The organism is Pseudomonas frederiksbergensis (genome assembly GCF_000802155.2).
GTDB classification, from domain to species: domain Bacteria; phylum Pseudomonadota; class Gammaproteobacteria; order Pseudomonadales; family Pseudomonadaceae; genus Aquipseudomonas; species Aquipseudomonas frederiksbergensis_A.
Genome location: NZ_JQGJ02000004.1, coordinates 545739 through 566520 on the forward strand (window position 1 = coordinate 545739; position 20782 = coordinate 566520).

The following is a 20782-nucleotide window of genomic DNA, read 5'->3' on the forward strand; positions in this document are numbered from 1 at the left end:
GGCCGAGGCGGATGGAACGTGCATTGTAAGAGTTTCAGGCGAGAAACAAAAAATCCCGCCACGAGGGCGGGATTTGGGTACAGCCAGGATTCGGACCCGATCTCAGGCTGGGAACAGCTCGGACAGTTTCATCGACAGCATCATGTCGCCTTCAACCCGCAGCTTGCCGCCCATGAACGCCTGCATGCCGTCGGTTTCGCCGCTGACGATGCCCTTGAGGGTCTCGCTGTCCAGGACCAGCGTGCAGTTGGCGTCTGGATTCTCGCCTTCTTGAATGTCGCAAGTGCCGTCCTTGACGATCAGGGCATACTGCTTGTCTTCGTCGGTGATGTTGAAACCGAATACCAGGTCCAGGCCGGCAGCGGCGGCTGGGTTGAACTTGGCTTGCATGGCTTTTACGGCGTCGGCTACGGAGGTCATGGTTTCGATCCTTATTCGGGGTGATACAGCAAGGGTCTACAGCGAACCGGACTCAGCGGAAGGTGATGAGGTCCGGGGTCTTCAACAGCTGCAGGTGGGCATGACTGTTGAAGGAAGCCAGGGCCACCTCGCGCCCCCTGAATTTCAGTTGGTTGAGCGAGGTGTTGACGATCTGCCAGTTCAGCTCGAAGGCCTGTCTGGCGGGCATCTGGGTAATCAGGTGGAGCAGGGCGGTGATGGTCCCGCCGGACGTGAACACGGCGATCTTGTGGGTCTTGTCGGCATTGTCGAGGATGCGGTGCAGGCCAGCCTGGACTCGCTCGACGAAACCCAGCCAGCTTTCGAGGCCCGGTGGGTCGTATCGACCGCTGAGCCAGCGCTCGACGATCAGGGCGAAGATGCGTTGGAATTCGGCGCGGTTCTGCGCGGCGTTGCGCAAGATGTCGAGAGCTTCGGGCTCCTGGGACAGCATGTCCGGCAGCAGGGCGCGGATCACCGCGTCAGCATCGAATTCGTTGAAGGCAGCGTCGATTTCCAGTTCGGGAACCGGCAGGCCGGCGGTAGTCATCTGGCCCAGCGCGCCGGTGGCGGTGTCTTGCTGGCGACGCAGGTCACCCGAGAGGCAGCGATCGAACACGACACCCAGTTCCGCCAGGTGACTGCCCAGCACTTGCGCCTGGCGAATGCCATTGGGCGAAAGGACATCGTAGTCATCCGCACCAAAGGAGGCCTGGCCATGTCGAATCAGATAAATGCTGCCCACGTCCGCGTCATCCCGGTACGTTGAAGGTTTGGCGAGGTTATGAGGATGGCGGTGGCCTGTCAATGAAAAAACATACGCTTGTTTGAAATGCTCGTTACAGCCTTATCGTGGCGTGTCCAAGCGAACGTAACCACAGATTTCATGGCTGGCAGCAGGGCAGGCGCATGGGTATGCTGGCAGCGTTACGCGCCTGCGTTCAGTGGCGCATTGCATTTAAGGAGTCGCTGTGGAGTTTTTTGTCGAATACGCCGGTTTCCTGGCCAAGACGGTGACATTGGTGATTGCCATCCTGGTGGTCATGGCCAGTTTCGCTGCGCTGCGCAGCAAGGGGCGGCGCAAGTCGGTGGGGCAGTTGCAAGTCAGCAAGCTCAACGACTTCTATAAAGGACTGCGTGAGCGCCTGGAGCAGACCCTGCTGGACAAGGACCAGCTCAAGGCCCTGCGCAAGAGCCAAGGCAAGGCGGAAAAAGCCGAGAAAAACAAAAGGACAAACCGGCGGCCAAGTCCCGGGTCTTCGTGCTGGATTTCGACGGTGACATCAAGGCATCCGCCACCGAAAGCCTGCGCCACGAAATCACGGCGCTGCTGACCCTGGCGACCCCGAAGGACGAAGTGGTCCTGCGCCTGGAAAGCGGTGGCGGCATGGTCCACAGCTACGGCCTGGCCTCGTCGCAACTGGCGCGGATCCGCCAGGCTGGCGTGCCGTTGACGGTGTGCATCGACAAGGTGGCGGCCAGCGGCGGCTACATGATGGCGTGCATCGGCGAGAAGATCATCAGCGCCCCGTTCGCCATTCTCGGCTCCATCGGCGTCGTGGCCCAGTTGCCCAACGTCAACCGCCTGCTGAAGAAACACGACATCGATTTCGAAGTGCTGACCGCTGGCGAGTACAAACGCACCTTGACGGTGTTTGGCGAGAATACCGAGAAGGGCCGGGAGAAATTCCAGGAAGACCTGGACATCACCCATGAGCTGTTCAAGAACTTCGTCGCCACTTACCGTCCGCAACTGGCAATCGACGAAGTGGCCACCGGCGAAGTCTGGCTCGGTGTTGCCGCGCTGGAAAAGCGCCTGGTAGACGAGCTCAAGACCAGCGATGAATACCTGGCCGAACGAGCCAAGGGCGCCGAGCTTTATCACCTGCACTATGCCGAGCGCAAAAGCCTGCAGGAGCGCATCGGCATGGCAGCGAGCGGTTCGGTGGATCGGGTGTTGCTCAATTGGTGGAGCCGTTTGACCCAGCAGCGGTTCTGGTAACTAGCCAGAAAGTGCTGGCGCCCACAATGGATTCGAGGTGGGCTTGCTCACAAAAAAAGCCCTGGACCGGTCACCCGGTCCAGGGCTTTTTCATGCATCAGGTTTCAGCGACGACGAAACAGCGGCAGCGGCTCGTCAGTGGCGGCCTGATAAGTCACCGAGAAATCCTTGAGGCTTTCAAGGGCTTCGTACGGGTCCTTGTCGGCACGCAGGGCAAAGGCGTCGAACCCGCAACGGCGCATGTAGAACAACTGGTCGCGCAGCACGTCGCCAATGGCGCGCAATTCACCCTTGAAACCATAGCGTTCACGCAACAGGCGGGCATTGGAGTAGCTGCGCCCATCGGTGAAGGCCGGGAAGTTCAGGGCGATGACTTGGAGCTGGTTGGCGTCATCACCGATTTCTTCCGCTTCCTCGTCGGCGTCCAGCCACACACCCAGGCCGCCGTCGCGGGCCTTGAGGGCGTGGGCGTGATCGCGCCAGAGGGCCAGGGGCACGATCAGATCGTCGCAGTTGGAAATGCCATCGAGAGTCGCGTCCTTGGGCAGCAGGTGCCAGGTCTCGTCGATGACTTCGTTGTTCTTAATGATTCGCTGCATAGACGCGTTCCTTGAAGAGGTCGATGCCGATACGTTGATAAGTGTCGATGAAACGCTCGTCTTCGGTACGTTGTTCGATGTACACGTCGATCAGCTTCTCGATCACGTCCGGCATGTCATCCTGGGCAAACGATGGGCCGAGGATCTTGCCCAGGCTGGCGTCGCGGCTGCCGCTGCCGCCGAGGGAGACCTGGTAGAACTCTTCGCCTTTCTTGTCCACGCCGAGGATGCCGATGTGGCCGACGTGGTGGTGGCCACAGGCGTTCATGCACCCGGAAATGTTCAGGTCCAGTTCGCCGATGTCGAACAGGTAGTCCAAGTCGTCGAAACGGCGCTGGATCGATTCGGCGATCGGGATCGACTTGGCGTTCGCCAGGGAGCAGAAGTCGCCACCCGGGCAGCAGATCATGTCGGTCAGCAGGCCGATGTTCGGCGTGGCAAAGCCTTGTTCGCGCAGCTCGCCCCACAGGGTGAACAACTGGCTCTGTTCAACGTCCGCCAGGATGATGTTCTGCTCGTGGGAGGTGCGCAGTTGGCCGAAGCTGTAGCGCTCGGCCAGGTCGGCCACGGCGTCCAGTTGCTTGTCGGTGATGTCGCCAGGCGCAACGCCGGTTGGTTTCAGCGACAGGGTCACCGCAACGTAGCCCGGCTTCTTGTGCTTGAGGGTGTTGCGAGTACGCCAGCGGGCGAAACCCGGGTGTTCCTTGTCGAGGGCAGCCAGTTCGCCGTCCTGGTTGTCCAGGGCCTTATAGGCTGGATCGACGAAGTGCTTGGCGACACGATGCACTTCGGCTTCGGTCAGGGTGGTCTGGCCGCCACGCAGGTGGACCATCTCGGCCTCGACCTTCTCGGCGAACACTTCAGGCGTCAGGGCCTTGACCAGGATCTTGATCCGCGCCTTGTACTTGTTGTCGCGACGGCCATAACGGTTGTACACCCGCAGGATGGCGTCGAGGTAACTGAGCAAGTCCTGCCACGGCAGGAATTCGTTGATGAACGCGCCGACCACCGGTGTACGGCCCAGGCCGCCGCCCACCAGCACACGGAAGCCCAGCTCGCCGGCGGCGTTGTAGACCGTCTCCAGGCCGATGTCATGGACTTCGATGGCCGCGCGGTCCGAGCTCGATCCGTTGATGGCGATCTTGAACTTGCGCGGCAGATAGGCAAATTCGGGGTGGAACGTCGTCCATTGACGAACGATTTCGCACCATGGACGTGGATCGATCAGCTCGTCGGCCGCGACGCCGGCAAACTGGTCGGTGGTGACGTTGCGCAGGCAGTTGCCGCTGGTCTGAATCGCGTGCATCTGCACGGTGGCCAGTTCGGCCAGGATCTCAGGGACATCTTCCAGGGCCGGCCAGTTGTACTGGACGTTCTGCCGGGTACTGATGTGGGCGTAGCCCTTGTCATAGTCGCGGGCAATCTGGGCCAGCTTGCGCACCTGGCGCGAGGTCAGTTGGCCATAAGGCACGGCCACGCGCAGCATCGGCGCGAAGCGCTGGATATACAGGCCATTCTGCAAGCGCAGAGGGCGGAACTCTTCTTCGCTCAGCTCGCCTGCCAGATAGCGTCGGGTCTGATCACGGAACTGCTTGACGCGGTCCTCGATGATCCGCTGATCGTACTCGTCATATACGTACATATAAGTCTCGGTCTCAGGCTTGGGCCGATCAGAAACAGCTGCATGTTGGCTCGCTGGAATCGGGTTCTGCCTCGGCAATTCTGCGCGCACGGCCGCGCACTCCTAGGGGAGCCGGTGCAAGATACCTGTTTTGGGTTATGCGCAAAAGTGATGTTTGAGTATATGTAAAGAACCAAATCGACTAATGAGATTGATTATTGCCTAACCCACATTTGTCGTGCGGGCAATCATCGTCTTAACTGTGGACGAGTCCCTATGCAATCACCTACAAAACCGACAAGAGGCGATGCAATGAGCAATCCGACCAAAGCAAGGAAAAGCGACAGCACTGTTGATGCCTGGGCCATTCTGTTCCTGATTATCCTGGTGGTGGGCACCGCAGTGTTCTGGGTCAGTCATCAATAATTTGTCGTCAACGCAATCCCAATGTGGGAGCGGGCTTGCTCGCGAAAACGGTGTTTCAGTCAACATCGACAGTGACTGACACACCGTTTTCGCGAGCAAGCCCGCTCCCACAAGGTTGTGTCGCAGGTAGATAGAGCTACAACCCCGCCAGATGCACCACCAGCTTGACGATGCCAAACAGCGTCAGGGCGAAGATCACCGTGAACACGATGCCAAGGATCACGAAGTGACTCGGCTTGCCATGGGTGAAATCCCGGGCGCGGTTCTTGCCGCTCTGCACACCGAACGCGGCGGCAAGCACGCTGTGCATCATCTGCAACAGCGTTGGCGGTTTGTTGTCGTCCATAAATCCCTCGTCTGCCATGGGTTTGGGACAAGCATAGACAACCCATGGAAAAAGATCGCAGCGCGCCAAGGCTGCGATCCGTTCTGAAGGACTTAGTTGTCGTAACCCAGATTCGGCGCAAGCCAGCGTTCAGTCACGCTCAAGTCCTGACCCTTGCGCGCGGTGTAGCTCTGCACCTGATCCTTGTCGATCTTGCCCACGGCGAAGTACTGCGCCTGGGGATGGGCGAAGTACCAGCCGCTGACCGCCGCCGCCGGGAACATCGCGTAGTGTTCGGTAAGGAACACGCCGCTGCGCCCGGCTTTCAGTTCGCTGGCCTCTGGATCGAGCAGGCGGAACAGGGTGGCTTTCTCGGTGTGATCCGGGCAGGCCGGGTAGCCGGGGGCAGGGCGGATGCCCGTGTATTGCTCCTTGATCAGCGCCTCGTTGTCCAGGCTTTCGTCCTTGGCGTAACCCCAATGCTCCTTGCGCACCTGCTGGTGCAGCCATTCGGCGCAGGCTTCGGCCAGACGGTCGGCGAGGGCCTTGACCATGATCGAGTTGTAGTCGTCGCCGGCCTCCTGATAGGCCTTGGCAACTTCTTCGGCGCCGATGCCGGCGGTGGTGATAAAGCCGCCAACGTAATCGGTGACGCCGCTGTCCTTCGGCGCGACGAAATCGGCCAGGGAGAAGTTCGGCTTGCCGTCGGTCTTGATGATCTGCTGGCGCAGGTGATGCAGGCGCGCCAGTGGCTTGCCGTCGTCGCCGTAGACTTCCAGGTCGTCGTCATGCACCTGGTTGGCCGGCCAGAAGCCGAACACGGCGCGGGCGCGGATGAGCTTTTCGTCGATCAGCTTGCGCAGCATCGCCCGGGCATCGGCGTACAGCGCGGTGGCCGCTTCGCCAACCACTTCGTCGGTGAGGATGCGTGGGTACTTGCCGGCCAGGTCCCAGGAAATGAAGAACGGCGTCCAGTCGATGTACTCGGCCAGCACGTTCAAGTCGATGTCGTCCAGCACCCGTGCGCCGGTGAAAGTCGGCTTGACCGGCTGGTAGCTGCTCCAGTCGAACTGCGGCTTCTTGGCCACGGCGGCGGGGTAGCTCAGGCGCTCGGTGCGGGCGCTGCGGTTGGAGGTGCGCTCGCGCACGTCGATGTAGTCCTGGCGGGTTTTCTCGACGAACGCCGGCTTGAGTTCCTTGGACAGTAACTGGGTCGCCACGCCGACGGCGCGGGAAGCGTCGGTGACGTAGATCACCGCGTCGTTACTGTACTTGGGCTCGATCTTCACCGCCGTGTGGGCCTTGGAGGTGGTGGCGCCGCCGATCATCAGTGGCAAATGGAAATCCTGGCGCTGCATCTCCCGCGCCACGTGCACCATCTCGTCCAGGGACGGGGTGATCAGGCCGGACAGGCCGATGATGTCGCACTTCTCTTCCTTGGCCACCTGCAGGATTTTCTCCGCCGGTACCATCACGCCCAAATCGACGATGTCATAGCCGTTGCACCCCAGCACCACGCCGACGATGTTCTTGCCGATGTCATGCACGTCGCCCTTGACCGTCGCCATGAGGATCTTGCCCTTGGCTTCAGGCTTGTCGCCTTTTTCCGCCTCGATGAACGGGATCAGGTGCGCCACCGCTTGCTTCATCACGCGGGCGGACTTGACCACTTGGGGCAGGAACATCTTGCCGGCGCCAAACAGGTCGCCGACGATGTTCATGCCGGCCATCAGCGGGCCTTCGATGACTTCGATCGGCCGGGCGAACGACAGCCGCGACTCCTCGGTGTCTTCGACGATGTGAGTGGTGATGCCCTTGACCAGCGCGTGCTCCAGGCGCTTGTTCACTTCCCAGCCGCGCCATTCCTCGGTTTCCGCTTCCTTGACGCTGCCGTCGCCCTTGTACTTGTCGGCGATGGCGAGCAGGGCATCAGTGCCCTCGGGGGTGCGGTTGAGGATCACGTCTTCCACGGCGTCGCGCAGCTCTACCGGGATCTGGTCGTAGATCTCCAGTTGGCCGGCGTTGACGATGCCCATGGTCAGGCCCGCGCGGATCGCATACAGCAGGAACACCGAGTGGATCGCTTCGCGCACCGGGTTGTTGCCGCGGAACGAGAACGACACGTTGGACACGCCGCCGGAGGTCAGCGCATACGGCAGTTCGTCGCGGATATAGGCGCAGGCGTTGATGAAATCCACGGCATAGTTGTTGTGCTCTTCGATGCCGGTGGCGACAGCGAAGATGTTCGGGTCGAAGATGATGTCTTCCGGCGGGAAACCGACTTCATTGACCAGGATGTCGTAGGAGCGCTTGCAGATTTCCTTCTTGCGCGCCTCGGTGTCGGCCTGGCCGGCTTCGTCGAAGGCCATCACCACCACGGCGGCGCCGTAGCGCTTGCACAGCTTGGCGTGGTGGATGAACTGCTCGACGCCTTCCTTCATGCTGATGGAGTTGACGATGCCCTTGCCCTGGATGCACTTGAGGCCCGCTTCGATCACTTCCCATTTGGACGAGTCGATCATGATCGGCACCCGGGAAATGTCCGGTTCGCCGGCAATCAGATTGAGGAAGGTCACCATGGCCTTCTTCGAATCGAGCATGCCCTCGTCCATGTTGATGTCGATCACTTGGGCGCCGGCCTCGACCTGTTGCAGGGCCACTTCCAATGCTTCGGTGTAGTTGTCCTCGCGGATCAGCCGGGCGAACTTGGCGGAGCCGGTGATGTTGGTCCGCTCGCCAACGTTGACGAACAACGAGTTGCGGTCGATGGTGAACGGTTCCAGGCCCGACAGGCGGCACGCCCGTGGAATCTCCGGAATCTGCCGCGGGGCATAGCCGGCCACGGCCTTGGCGATGGCTTCGATGTGCGCCGGGGTGGTGCCGCAGCAGCCGCCGACGATGTTCAGGAAACCGCTCTGTGCGAACTCTTCGATGACCTTGGCGGTGTCCACCGGCAGTTCATCGTACTCACCGAATTCGTTGGGCAGGCCGGCGTTGGGGTGGGCCGATACGTGGGTGCTGGCCTTGTTCGACAGCTCTTCCAGGTACGGGCGCAGTTCGCTGGCACCGAGGGCGCAGTTCAGGCCGACGGAAATGGGCTTGGCGTGGGCCACCGAGTTCCAGAAGGCTTCGGTGGTCTGGCCGGAGAGGGTGCGGCCGGAGGCGTCGGTGATGGTGCCGGAAATCATGATTGGCAACTCGACGCCCAATTCTTCATAGACGCCTTGCACGGCGAAGATGGCGGCCTTGGCGTTGAGTGTGTCGAAGATGGTTTCGATGAGGATCAGGTCGGCGCCGCCTTCGATCAGCCCCTTGGTGGCCTCGGTGTAGTTCTCCACCAGTTCGTCGAAGGTCACGTTGCGGTAGCCTGGGTTGTTCACGTCAGGTGACAGCGAGCAGGTGCGGCTGGTCGGGCCGAGCACACCGGCAACGAAGCGCGGCTTGTCCGGCGTTTCGAGGGTCTTGGCATCGGCGACCTTGCGGGCCAGGCGTGCGCCTTCCAGGTTCAGCTCAAAGGCCAGGCCCTGCATGCCGTAGTCGGCCTGCGACACTTGGGTGGCGTTGAAGGTGTTGGTTTCCAGGATGTCGGCGCCGGCATCCAGGTAGGCTTTTTCAATGGCGCCGATCACGTCGGGGCGAGTCAGCACCAGCAGATCGTTGTTGCCCTTGACGTCGCTTGGCCAATCGGCAAAACGCTTGCCACGGTAGTCCTGTTCTTCCAGCTTGTAGCTCTGGATCATCGTGCCCATGCCGCCATCGAGGATCAGGATGCGTTCCTTGAGGGCTTGCTGGAGAAGATAAAGGCGAGCGCTGCGATCAGACATAGGACTACCCGGAAAAAAAGACCATTACGAAGGCCCGGATAATAGCAAACCTGCGTAGGATTTGATCATGTGAGGCTTTTGCATGAAAGCTGCTCATGTTTGCAAGGCGATGCTGGCCCGGTAGAATCGCCGAATTATCTCTTAGGGACCGAGACATGCCGTACCGCGTCTTATTCGGCAGTCTGTTGCTGCTGTTGTCTTTTACCGCAGCCGCCGGGAATCCCACTCCCGCGATTTCCTACGCCCGCGACATCCAGCCGATCTTCACAGAGAAATGCGTGGCCTGTCATGCCTGCTACGACTCTCCCTGCCAGTTGAACCTGGGCAGCGGCGAAGGTGCGGCACGAGGGGCGAGCAAGCTGTCGGTGTACGACGGCGAACGACGCCAGGCCGCCGATCCGACTCGGTTGTTCTATGATGCGTCCGGCCAGCGGGCCTGGCAGCGCAAGGGTTTCTATTCGGTCATCGATGCCCAGGGCAGCCAGGCTGCGTTGATGGCCCGCATGCTGGAGCTAGGGCACAGCACGCCATTGCAGCCGAACGCCAAGTTGCCCGAAGACATCGTGCTTGGGCTCAATCGCAACAACAGTTGCCCGATGCCAGACCAATTTGAAGCCTACGCGGCTATCCATCCAAAGGAAGGCATGCCTCTGGCGGTCACTGGCCTGACCGATCAGCAATACCAGACGCTGCAGCGCTGGCTGGCCGCCGGCGCGCCTATCGACCAGCAGGCCTTGGCACCGAGCGCCGCCGAAGCCCTGCAGGTGGTGCAATGGGAAAACCTGCTCAACGCCCCCGGCGCACGGGAAAGCCTGGTGGGCCGCTGGTTGTTCGAACATTGGTTTTTAGCGCACATCTATTTCAAGGGCGGCGAGCCGGGGCATTTCTTCCAGTGGGTGCGTTCGCGCACGCCCACCGGCCAGCCGATCGACCTGATCAACACCCGTCGCCCCAACGATGACCCCGGTACCCGCATCTATTACCGGCTGTGGCCGGTGCAGGGGGTGATCGTGCACAAGACCCATATCACCTATGGCTTGAGCGCGGCAAAAATGGCGCGGATCAAGAGCCTGTTCTATAGCGGCAACTGGCAGGTCAGCGCGTTGCCGGGCTACGGGCCGGAGCGCCGGGCCAATCCGTTTTCCACGTTCGAGGCGATCCCGGCCCAGGCCCGCTACCAATTCATGCTCGATAACGCCGAGTATTTCGTGCGTACCTTCATCCGCGGTCCGGTGTGCCGGGGCCAGATCGCCACGGACGTGATTCGCGATAACTTCTGGGCGCTGTTCCAGGCGCCCGAGCACGACCTGTACATCACCGACCCGAACTACCGCGGCCAGGCCACGCCGCTACTGGCGATGCCGGGGCAGAACGATGACGTGGGGAGTGTCGTCAGCCTCTGGCTCGACTATCGCGACAAGCGCAACGAATACGAAGCCCTGCGCCGCGACAGTTACGCCGAGCTGCCGGCGCCGAGCTGGTCGACGCTGTGGGCCGGCAATGACAATGCGCTGCTGAGCATCTTCCGGCATTTCGACAGTGCCTCGGTGACCAAGGGCTTGATTGGCGACGTGCCGCAGACGATGTGGCTGTTCGACTTCCCGCTGCTGGAGCGCACCTATTATCAACTGGCGGTGAATTTCGACGTGTTCGGCAACGTCTCCCACCAGGCCCAGACCCGGCTGTATTTCGACTTGATCCGCAATGGCGCGGAACAGAATTTCCTGCGCCTGATGCCAGCCGATTCCCGCGAGGGCTATCTGGACGACTGGTATCAGGCTGGAGGGAAGTTCAAGATGTGGCTCGATTACGAGGCGATCGACGACGATAAACCGACGGCCCTCAAGCTCAGCGAGGCGGACCCCAAGCGCGATTTCGCCCATCAGTTGCTGGCCCATTATGGCGAACTGAACGCTCGTCCCGATCCGATCAATCGCTGCGACGGCGCCTATTGCTCGCGCCCGAACATCGATCCAACGCTGCAGAACGCCGAGCAGGCGTTAAATCGCTTGGTGTCACGCCCGGCGGCGGGCTTGAAGGTGATCGACCAATTGCCGGAGGCGACGATGCTGCGCGTCGAAACCGCGAGCGGTCGCCGTGAGGTCTACAGCCTGCTGCGCAACCGCGCCCACAGCAACGTGGCGTTCCTGCTGGGCGAAGAAAGCCGCTACCAGCCAGGGTTGGACACGCTGACCATCTACCCGGGTGTGCTCAGCAGCTATCCGAACTTCATCTTCAACATCCCCGCCGGGCAGGTGCCGGCGTTCGTCGATGCAATGGAACGCGCGCCGGACGCAGCGGCATTCGAGCGCATCGTCGAGCGCTGGGGGATCCGGCGCAGTCACCCGCAGTTCTGGCAGTATTTCCATGACTTGAGCCGATACATCCAGGAAACCGACCCCGTGGAAGCGGGCGTACTCGACATGAATCGCTACCAGAACCTCTGAACAAGCAGCCGACGGCGGGCCCTTGCGCCGTCGGCTGCTTTCCTGACAAAAATACTGGGACTTTGTCCGGCGCGATGATTGGCGTAAACTGCCGGCAAGCCTGCGAGGAGTTTCCATGACCGCCATTACCATTACCGATGCCGCCCACGATTACCTGGCCGACCTGCTGTCCAAGCAGAACACCCCGGGTATCGGGATCCGCATCTTCATTACCCAGCCCGGCACCCAGTATGCTGAAACCTGCATTGCTTACTGCAAGCCGGGGGAAGAAAAATCCGAGGACACCGCGCTGGGGCTCAAGAGCTTCACCGCATACATCGACTCGTTCAGCGAAGCTTTCCTGGACGATGCGGTGGTCGACTATGCCACCGACCGCATGGGCGGCCAACTGACCATCAAGGCGCCGAACGCGAAAGTGCCGATGGTCAACGCCGACAGCCCGGTCAACGAGCGCATCAACTATTACCTGCAAACCGAAATCAACCCGGGGCTGGCCAGCCACGGCGGCCAGGTATCGCTGATCGACGTGGTGGAAGACGGCATCGCCGTGCTCCAGTTCGGCGGCGGCTGCCAAGGCTGCGGCCAGGCCGACGTCACCTTGAAGGAAGGCATCGAGCGCACCTTGCTCGAGCGCATCCCGGAACTCAAGGGCGTGCGCGACGTGACCGACCACACGCAGAAAGAAAACGCCTACTACTGATTGTCGCGATGGGATCTCTGTGCCGAGGGGATCTCCGTGGCGACGGGATTTAGCCGTGGCGAGGGGATTTATCCCCGTTGGGGCGCGTAGCGCCCCCTCATCCAGCCGCAAAATTCAGGATTATGGGGCTGCTGGGCGGCCCAGCGGGGATAGATCCCCTCGCCACAAAAACTCCCACATAAAATCGGTTGAGCCGACAAGTCACGGCCTGTAGAGATGCGCATGCCCGGCGCGGTACAGCGACGACTCGCTGAATACATCATTGCCCAACACCCGTCCCACCAGAATCAACGCCGTACGCCTGAAGCCCTTGGCCTGCACCTTCACGGCGATATCCTCAAGCGTCCCCACCGCCCAATCCTGATCCGGCCACGTTGCCCGGTGAATCACCGCTATCGGACAATCCGCGCCATAGTGGGGCAGCAGTTCGTCGACTATTTTTTCCAGATGATTGACCCCCAGGTGGATCGCCATGGTCGCCCGGTGTTGCGCCAGGCTGACCAGTTCTTCTCCCGTGGGCATGGCGGTTTTGTCCGCGTAACGGGTCAGGATCACGCTCTGGGAGACGTCCGGTAACGTCAGCTCGGCACCCAGCAGGGCGGCGCAGGCTGAGGTGGCGGTCACGCCGGGAATGATTTCGAAAGGAATGCCCAGTTCCCTCAGGCAACGGATCTGCTCGCCGATCGCCCCATAAAGGCTTGGGTCGCCGGAATGCACACGGGCCACATCCTGGCCTTTGAGGTGGGCGGTCTTGATCAAATCGATAATCTGTTCCAGGTGCAGCTCGGCGCTGTTGACCACCTGTTCGGCGCGATGGCCTTCCAGGACCGCTGCCGGCACCAGGGAACCGGCGTAGATGATCACGGCGCAACTGCGAATCAGCCGCTGGCCCTTTACAGTGATCAGTTCGGGGTCGCCGGGGCCGGCGCCGATGAAGTAAACGGTCATGACCGATTCCTGTAGAAAGATGGGAGCTTGCATGAGCAGCGCTCATGATTCGGCGGGCGATTATCGAGCGTTACGAAGTCACCGCCAATGCCAACGTGGCCTGCGGGTCTTTTTGACGCGTGACCCGCAATGTCGCGGGCGGATTGCCCAATCGATCGGCCAGTGCCAGAGCGGCGCTTTCGGCGACGCCATGGCAGCCCGTACGTGCGAAGGCGATTTCGGATAGATGGCTGAGCCGCGCTTGATAGCTGGCCAGTTCCGCGGCGCTGAAATACGTCAGCGGCAACGACAACTGCCCTGCCAGCTCCAACAGGCCCGGTTCGTCGCGCTTGAGATCGATGCTGGCCAACGCCCGTACCTGATCGAGCGTAATGCCGTGGACCTGCAAAGTCTGGTCAAGCAGTGCCCGCAGTACACTGGCCGGGCAACCACGCTGGCAGCCGAGGCCGACCACCAGGATCGGCTTGCCGTTCATGCGTCGTGGTGGGCCTGGGCGCCGCGGCGGAACAGCCAGGCGCTGATCAGGCCCAAGGCCAACCAGAACGCAATGTTGGTCAATTGCGAGGCGAGCTTGAACTCAGTTTCCAGCGCCTCGGGAGCCAGCATCGAATGCACTTCGGGCTGGGGCGCGCCGATCACATGAGGCGTCACCAGGATGGCGAGGCCCAGCACCTTCAACAGCCAATGCCGACCGAACGCAATCAGCGCGATGCCCACCGCCGTGGACGCTGCCGTGCCGATCCACCACATCTGCCGTTGGGCCAGATCCGCCGCTGCCGTGCCGGGCAATTCCGGTGGCAGGCCGAGGGTCGGCGCCAGGACGAAGGTGGCGTAGCCGGCCAGGCCCCAGAGCAAACCTTGCGACGTGCGCGTCGGCGCACGCAAGGTGTACAGGCCCGCCAGCATCAGCGCGAAACCCACCGCGACGACCAGGTTGCCGCCCGTGGTGGAGAGAACGCGCTGCCAGCCGTCTTCCGGTTCCCAGGCTTCGGCGTCATGGGTGTGTGCGGCCCCTGCGGCGTGTTCATGGAGTTCGGTCGTCGGCGCCTTCTCGAAGGTTTCCGCCTGGAGGATCAACGGCGATACCCAGAAACTTTGCAGCAGGGTCAGCAGCAGGGCGGCCAGTAGCCCGCTGAACCCAGCGGTTTGCGCGATACGCTTGATCATGTCGTTGGGTCTCAGTGGCACGGGAACGCGGCGCTGTGCCGTGTGTCGTGGGCCGCGTTGTGCACCGCTTCGATGTGGGAGAAACCGGCGAAATAAACCAGGCCCGCGCCGAGGATCGAGGCGAGGACCGCCGCGCCCAGGCGCTGGCTCAGGGTGACGGTGCTGCTGATGGTGCGGGCGGTGCTGCTGATGGTCGACATGGCGCTTCCCTCTGGTCTGTCAGCGGGCGGAACGAGCGCAATGAGAACCCGGGCGAAGGCTCGCCGGGATTCGAACAGCGCCCGCCCACCGCGGGTTTGTTGTCAATGAGTCATGGGCCGGTCTCCGGGCTCACGAGGGACAGGGCCTTGGCCGTGCCAGCAAACGTCACCTTCCCATGCGCATGCACAGTGGATTCGACGCTTCGCTCGTTTACCGTTGCGGGGGCAGCACCGGACTGACGTGGGCTTGAAGTAAAGCACACGATTCACCGGTTTCCCGTTTCACCCTGTGAAGGGCACCCAAACTGGCGCACAGGAGAGCATGGTCGAGGGCGGGGCGTCAATGCGCAGGCCCGGTCATGCGGGTAGTCCACCGTCCCGGGGCTTGTTTGCCGAGCCGGTACCGGCATGCCCGACGCGTATGAAAACTCCCATGGAGTTAGTCGTCTGTAGCCCGGCGCGGTTGGCGATCCGGTAGAACAGCATGTGTACCCCGTTGGCGAGAGAGTGAAAGACATAGTCGGCAATCATCACGACCGTCGGCAATGCCTGCCCTCCCGGCACATTGAGCGGGTCCGGGGTGCGAACCACGGCCACGGCCACCGGCGGGGCGTCGGGACCTCCGCAGAAGACGGTAATCTGCTGTCCGGTGGTCTGACCTTCGTAGACCGGGATGACTACCGGGACCATGTAGCAGTGCGCTTTCAGGTACGCATTGGTCACGCCCTCATCGGTCAATTCGTTATCAATCACGGCTTCGACCGGTCTCTGACCGTTCAAGGGAACCCGTTTGTCGACGGTGAACGTCACTGCTTCGGACTCATGAAACTCACCCGCTTGGGTTATCACCTCAAATTTCACTTTGCTGACGCCTTCTTCCAAATGCTCTTTGCCCAGCGTTATGAAGCGCGGAAAGGTAATCAGGCCTTCCAGAACGAAGGTTTCAACCTGTTCATAAACATGGCGGCCTGGCTTGAGCATCCATAGTTGCAACGTGTCCTTCTGGTTTTCTACGGCCGAGCCAGGCCAGGGGTGCTGGATTTGCAGAAGCAGATCGAATTGGGTTGCCCAATCGGGCAAGAGATTCTCTTCGCTGTAGTACGCGCCGTCCTCGTCCTTGTGGCTGCTCAGGGCGTGAAAGACCTTTAGCGGCGTCAGCATTTCCATTCCTACCTCCCGACATCCGCTGTGCGGTTTGTCATTGACGGTGCGCAGATATTGCCCCTCGATTAAATGGCACGGCGGTGCGCTGGTGCTACTGTCAGACCTGACAGGTCGTACCCATTTGCAGCCGTTGACTGGCATCTGTGATTGATTGAGATAGGGTTGAGACCGGACACCGCGCCCACAGGAGAAACACATGCGCTTCTCAGCCTTGACCCAACGCATCACCGGTGACGGCGCCGCCGCCTGGGAAATTCATGACCGGGCGCTGGCCATGCGCGAGGAGGGCAGGGAAGTCCTGTTGCTCTCGGTGGGCGATCCGGATTTCGACACGCCGCCGGCCATTGTCGAAGCCGCCGTCACCAGCTTGCGGGCGGGTGACACCCATTATTCGGATACCCGAGGCCTGCACTCGCTGCGCGCCAGCATCGCCCGGCGACACCAACAGCGCTGCGGCCAACCGGTGGGTGCCGAGCACGTTACGGTGTTGCCCGGCGCGCAATGTGCCGTCTATGCCGTCGCGCAATGCCTGCTCGACCCCGGCGATGAAGTGATTGTCGCCGAGCCGATGTACGTCACCTACGAAGCTGTCTTTGGTGCCTGCGGGGCGAAAGTGGTGCCGGTGGCGGTGACGCCGGAAAATGGCTTCCGCGTCCAGCCGAACGATGTCGCCCGGCTGATCACCCCGCGCACCCGCGCCATGCTCATCAACAGCCCCAACAACCCCTCCGGCGCCAGCCTGCCGCTGTCCACCTGGCAAGCCTTGACGCAATTGTGCATCGACCATGACCTGTGGTTGATCAGTGACGAGGTCTACAGCGATCTGCTCTACGAAGGCCAACACATCAGCCCGGCCGGCCTGCCGGGCATGGCCGAGCGCACCGCGACGATCAACAGCCTGTCCAAATCCCACGCCATGACCGGCTGGCGCATCGGCTGGGCCATCGGCCCCGAATCCCTTGCCGAACATCTGTCCAACCTGTCGCTGTGCATGCTGTTCGGCCTGCCCGACTTCGTTCAGCGCGCCGCCCAGGTTGCGTTGGAGCAGGACCTGCCTGAAGTGGCGCGGATGCGTGAGGAATATCGCCAGCGTCGGGATTTGGTGTGCGCAGCGCTTGGAAACTGCCCCGGCCTCAAACCCGTGCGGCCCGACGGCGGCATGTTCGTGATGGTCGATGTACGCGAGACCGGTTTGGCAGCTCAGGCATTTGCAGAGCGGCTGCTGGACGGTTATGGCGTGTCGGTGCTGGCGGGGGAGGCGTTCGGGCAGAGTGCGGCGGGGCATATTCGGATTGGGTTGGTGGTTGACAAGAGGCAACTGGCCGTTGCTTGTGGACGGATTGCAGATTGCGCCACGCGGCTAGTAGATGCTTCTGTCTAACCATTAAGTTAGCGCTGATCCCATTCTGATCCATTGGTAACGGAGAGGGGCTCGTCCGCTATCAAGGGGCCTTCCCCCCTCGTAATTTGTTTGATTCCTTCCTCCGTTTAATCAAGCCTCGGTTCTCTTGTTTATCGGATGAACGGCGCTGTTACCTGTCAGATCTGACAGTAGGAAATAATTATCGCCGGGCGCTAAATAGCCTTACGGGTTTCGAAGACTTCGATTCAAGTCATTGACAAGGTGATCATGATGGCTTCGTTAGAAGAAAATCACGTGCAAAGCGCTGGTGGCGGAGTTCTGGCGAAGCCCCTCACGGTGGAAGGCGTAGATGATAATGATCTGGAAGGTCATGTGTCTCGCGACATTTTACAGCTAGGGACTAAAATTGTTATTCCGTATTGGCCGGCCCCGGAGCCCAAAGATGAGCTCTGGATTATTTGGGTTCAAAATGGACAAGAGACAAATCTGTATGAAAAGCTTTATCCAGTACCGTTGAGTGACGTTTTTTTATACTTCGATTTGACACCTCAGCATTTGAAAAATGATGGCGTGGCACATCTTTACTATAAGATATGGAAGGCTTCAGGCGGCATTGATGATCCCTCTCCCAAGAGACAACTCACCATAGATCATACGCCACTCATCATATTGGACGAACCAAGCTTCCCTCAGGCAAATGACTGGGGCTATTTGAATAATCGGAGCGATCCGCCGATGACCAGTGGCGCTACGATCAGAGTGCCGAGTTTGACCAATATTGCGCTGCCAGGGGATCAGGCAAAGGTTCAATGGCAAGGTTATTCAAGCCTGAATGGCAGCGGTCCGCCAGTGCCTGGAACCTTCGGTGTTTGGGAACGGACGCTTCAAGTACAAGACATAGCAAATGGATTTGATTTGGTTGTTCCGTTTGAATCATACATTAGTCGTTTATTTAATAATGACTCTGCCGTGGTTGTTTATCAGATATTCCAAGGGGGGCGGCTCGTGGCGGAGTCAAGTGAAGGGGTGGTAAAAATAGACAGGGCTACATCTGGTGGAAGTGGTCCTTCAAATATTAATGCAACTGGAGACACTGAAATGGCTATGAAATTACTTCCTCCGAAACCGCGCCCCATCTCGACGCATTCGGGTATTGCTTCAATAGATATCGCTGTCGATACATTGGCGGATGAGTCAATTCCGATTGTTGTTTTGGAGTCCGGTAAACTTATTGTGAAATTAACGCGGCCATTGGACGAAGACAATCTCGATAACGTAGATTTGTATTATGCCAAGGCAGGAGGAGATATTGGGGATCCTAAATACACGGTAGAACTTGGGGATATCGCTGATCGGCCTTCGGGCACCATACCTATTGAGTTTCCAGCGGATGATTTTACCGAGGATGCCCAGCCCCCGGAGTCTACCCGTTGGCAGGTTAAGTTGATTATGTATAAAGGGAGCGGAGGCGTCGATGATCCGTCAAATGTCGTGGAGTTCAACATAGACCGAACGGCACCGTTCGAAGTCAAGTTCCCAACGCGAAGAAAAGGCCCGCCTGCACCTACACCGACCTTGACCAATGGGCCCTCGGATGCATTGAGAACCATCAACGAAGCGTGGCTGGCTGCTAACGCAAATTTGGAGTTTACGGTCAATGTCGCCTATCCGCTGCGTCGTTTGGACGATGTGCTAGAGGTCCATCTTACTGCAGGCGGTGTGGATCTTGAGGTCTTTAACGCAGCAGTCGGTGCTACTGGCGCTTTTACGGTAGCGAGCAGCGAATTACGAGGGCTGCCGAACGGGCGCGTCAACATCCATTATTTCTGGACGGACCTCCCTGGAAACAGAAGTGCGAGCTCAACGTCCGCCGCCGTGCTGACGTTGGCGCTTGCGCTGGATCCTGTCTTGAATAAGCGTCCTTTAGTCCCGGTCACTGATCCGGACGGGGCGACAGCCATATACCTCGATGATTTTGCCGGCAGCGGAGTGTTGGGTATCGTCGAGCGGTTACCCATCGATAATGCGGAACCCGGTGACCAAATTAAGTTTTACATTGATCAGCCAGGTAACCAGACCAATTATATAGTGTTTGGCCCCCAACCCCTTGCCGATGTCGATTTGAATTTCCCAATTCCTTATGATAATGGGCTGGCCGATATTTTTGGTGCCTCAACCGATCCCATGGAAGTCAGAGCCTATGTTGAATTGGAAAGGGGGACGCCAATAACGGCATTTGCTTCTCCTATTCTGAATTTCTGGTTGGATCTTTATCCTCCAGGTGGGCTATATCCGGAATTGCCTGACCTGACCAACCCAGCATTTCAGTTGCCTGTAGTAACGGGGCAATCCCAGACGCCCAACGTGCTTGAACCAGGAGATCGCGACAAAGCCGGTAAGTTTAAAGTGGTGCTCGCCCTGACGGATCCGCCTATCGCGCCATCGGAAACGGTCAAGTGTTATGTGAATAATCAGCTCGTGGGCGACTTTTCACCTTTTAATAACGCGGACGAATTTGAAGTGCCTATTTTGGCGACTGTCATAGCCGCGCTTCCCACCCCTTCCGTGCTCGCTCACTGGACGCGGCAGAAAACAGGGATCGACAAAAATGTAATTAGATCGCCTTCCCAAACAGTCACTGTTCAAGGGCGGAGGATTGATCTACAGCCCCCAATTATCAGGGTTCGCAATCCTGCCGTCAGGGACTTTATAGAGTGTTTTGCGATGCTTCAGCCTGTTACGACTGCCACTTGGACTTTATCAATGACGATTCCTAAAGATCCAACCAACCTTCCAACGGGCACGATCATTACGGTACATTTTGCCGCTTATACGGATGCCGCTGGAACTAATCTCATCACGGGGACGGATGTTTCAAACTCGCATACTATTCTGGACGCCGCTACACCCGATGTCGCTACCGTTGCCGATGCTGCAGTATTTAAACTTGCGCAGCCATTCCGCAATACAGTTGCATATGGCAAGTACTGGTACACCGCCAATATTAGTGGTACGCAAAGCTCGATCCCCATCATCAAGCAGATGGATAACATCTCGAACAGTTTCGAGTATTGCGACAGGACAGCGGCTGTTGCTGCTCCCTAAAACATCATGAGGTATGTGTCGCGGGAGAGACAGGCTCTCTCGCGATACTGTTGGCCCGGCGAGCTGTTATGACAGTCCTTATAAGCGGATTAATCCTACTTCTCATGAAGGAAATTCCGACATCTATCGTTCTGGTTGCTGTTTAGTCTAGCGAACGTTTTTTAATGACTTTTTGTCTTTGCGAAAGGTTTCCTGAAGCTTGTCGTCCGGAGTGCTTATGTCTGATTTACCATTGTTTATAACACCTAAGAAGGCGGGATGCCTGCTCGCCATATTACTTGTCGGTACCCCTGCAGTTCATGCCAGAGTTCTTGTTCCCGGCGAAAGTGCAACGGTCACCAATCCTCCGGCGCCAGAAGCCTGGGCTGTGTCCCAGGGCGGAACATTAACGATAAATAGTGCCAACGCGCTCACGATCCGTTCGGAAAATGCCAATGTCGTATTCAATGGTGG

At 59.5% G+C, this 20782-nt stretch carries 15 protein-coding genes, 1 pseudogene and 1 riboswitch; of the genes and pseudogenes, 5 read left to right on the plus strand and 11 right to left on the minus strand.

Features of this window, described 5'->3' with window-relative positions; translation table 11 throughout:
• Positions 1-102: 102 nt before the first annotated feature.
• Both JZ00_RS11065 and JZ00_RS11070 read right to left on the minus strand, forming a co-directional pair.
• On the minus strand, positions 103-420 hold the full coding sequence (locus JZ00_RS11065; RefSeq protein WP_007959502.1) for an SCP2 sterol-binding domain-containing protein: 318 nt from the start codon (positions 418-420) through the stop codon (positions 103-105).
• A 52-nt stretch (positions 421-472) separates the two neighbouring features.
• Positions 473-1183 (minus strand): histidine phosphatase family protein, encoded by a 711-nt coding sequence (locus JZ00_RS11070; RefSeq protein ID WP_039589282.1) that lies wholly within the window; start codon positions 1181-1183, stop codon positions 473-475.
• A 226-nt stretch (positions 1184-1409) separates the two neighbouring features.
• Between JZ00_RS11070 and sohB the strand changes: the two are divergent.
• Positions 1410-2440 (plus strand): annotated as a pseudogene (gene sohB / locus JZ00_RS11075) (protease SohB).
• Between the two features lie 104 nt (positions 2441-2544).
• On the opposite strand, the gene JZ00_RS11080 reads toward sohB, so the two are convergent.
• The 4 genes from JZ00_RS11080 to metH form a co-directional block, all read right to left on the minus strand.
• Positions 2545-3039, minus strand: coding sequence for a DUF934 domain-containing protein (locus JZ00_RS11080; RefSeq protein WP_030137966.1), 495 nt, complete (start codon positions 3037-3039; stop codon positions 2545-2547).
• Positions 3023-4681 (minus strand): nitrite/sulfite reductase, encoded by a 1659-nt coding sequence (locus tag JZ00_RS11085; RefSeq protein WP_039589285.1) that lies wholly within the window; start codon positions 4679-4681, stop codon positions 3023-3025. The genes JZ00_RS11080 and JZ00_RS11085 overlap by 17 nt, the downstream gene beginning before the upstream one ends.
• 541 nt (positions 4682-5222) lie before the next feature.
• Positions 5223-5432 carry a DUF2970 domain-containing protein gene (locus tag JZ00_RS11090; protein WP_039589287.1) on the minus strand — a complete coding sequence of 70 codons (210 nt, stop codon included), beginning with the start codon at positions 5430-5432 and terminating at the stop codon, positions 5223-5225.
• Between the two features lie 92 nt (positions 5433-5524).
• Positions 5525-9235 carry a methionine synthase gene (gene metH / locus JZ00_RS11095; protein WP_039589288.1) on the minus strand — a complete coding sequence of 1237 codons (3711 nt, stop codon included), beginning with the start codon at positions 9233-9235 and terminating at the stop codon, positions 5525-5527.
• Between the two features lie 155 nt (positions 9236-9390).
• Between metH and JZ00_RS11100 the strand changes: the two genes are divergently transcribed.
• Positions 9391-11682 carry a fatty acid cis/trans isomerase gene (locus JZ00_RS11100; RefSeq protein WP_039589291.1) on the plus strand — a complete coding sequence of 764 codons (2292 nt, stop codon included), beginning with the start codon at positions 9391-9393 and terminating at the stop codon, positions 11680-11682.
• Between the two features lie 115 nt (positions 11683-11797).
• The gene (gene nfuA, locus JZ00_RS11105) at positions 11798-12382 is read left to right on the plus strand and encodes a Fe-S biogenesis protein NfuA (RefSeq protein WP_039589296.1); all 585 of its coding nucleotides are present in this window, start codon (positions 11798-11800) and stop codon (positions 12380-12382) included.
• 201 nt (positions 12383-12583) lie between these two features.
• Here the strand turns inward: nfuA and cobM are convergent, their stop codons facing one another.
• The 5 genes from cobM to JZ00_RS11130 all read right to left on the minus strand — a co-directional run bounded on the left by cobM (position 12584) and on the right by JZ00_RS11130 (position 15864).
• The gene (gene cobM / locus JZ00_RS11110; protein WP_039589298.1) at positions 12584-13330 is read right to left on the minus strand and encodes a precorrin-4 C(11)-methyltransferase; all 747 of its coding nucleotides are present in this window, start codon (positions 13328-13330) and stop codon (positions 12584-12586) included.
• A 70-nt stretch (positions 13331-13400) separates the two neighbouring features.
• Positions 13401-13805, minus strand: a complete 405-nt coding sequence (locus JZ00_RS11115; RefSeq protein WP_039589300.1) for a cobalamin biosynthesis protein — start codon at positions 13803-13805, stop codon at positions 13401-13403.
• Positions 13802-14497, minus strand: coding sequence for a CbtA family protein (locus JZ00_RS11120; protein ID WP_039589302.1), 696 nt, complete (start codon positions 14495-14497; stop codon positions 13802-13804). The genes JZ00_RS11115 and JZ00_RS11120 overlap by 4 nt, the downstream gene beginning before the upstream one ends.
• An 11-nt stretch (positions 14498-14508) precedes the next feature.
• Positions 14509-14697, minus strand: coding sequence for a CbtB domain-containing protein (locus JZ00_RS11125; protein WP_039589304.1), 189 nt, complete (start codon positions 14695-14697; stop codon positions 14509-14511).
• A gap of 98 nt (positions 14698-14795) precedes the next feature.
• A riboswitch (cobalamin riboswitch) is annotated at positions 14796-15016 on the minus strand.
• Between the two features lie 38 nt (positions 15017-15054).
• The gene (locus tag JZ00_RS11130) at positions 15055-15864 is read right to left on the minus strand and encodes a hypothetical protein (RefSeq protein WP_039589306.1); all 810 of its coding nucleotides are present in this window, start codon (positions 15862-15864) and stop codon (positions 15055-15057) included.
• Between the two features lie 193 nt (positions 15865-16057).
• On the opposite strand from JZ00_RS11130, the gene JZ00_RS11135 reads away from it, so the two are divergent.
• Together JZ00_RS11135 and JZ00_RS11140 are read left to right on the plus strand one after the other, a co-directional pair.
• Complete coding sequence (locus tag JZ00_RS11135; RefSeq protein WP_039589308.1) at positions 16058-17242, plus strand: pyridoxal phosphate-dependent aminotransferase; 1185 nt, start codon at positions 16058-16060, stop codon at positions 17240-17242.
• Positions 17243-17494: 252 nt separating this feature from the next.
• Positions 17495-20329 carry a hypothetical protein gene (locus JZ00_RS11140; RefSeq protein ID WP_200900477.1) on the plus strand — a complete coding sequence of 945 codons (2835 nt, stop codon included), beginning with the start codon at positions 17495-17497 and terminating at the stop codon, positions 20327-20329.
• Positions 20330-20782 lie beyond the last annotated feature (453 nt).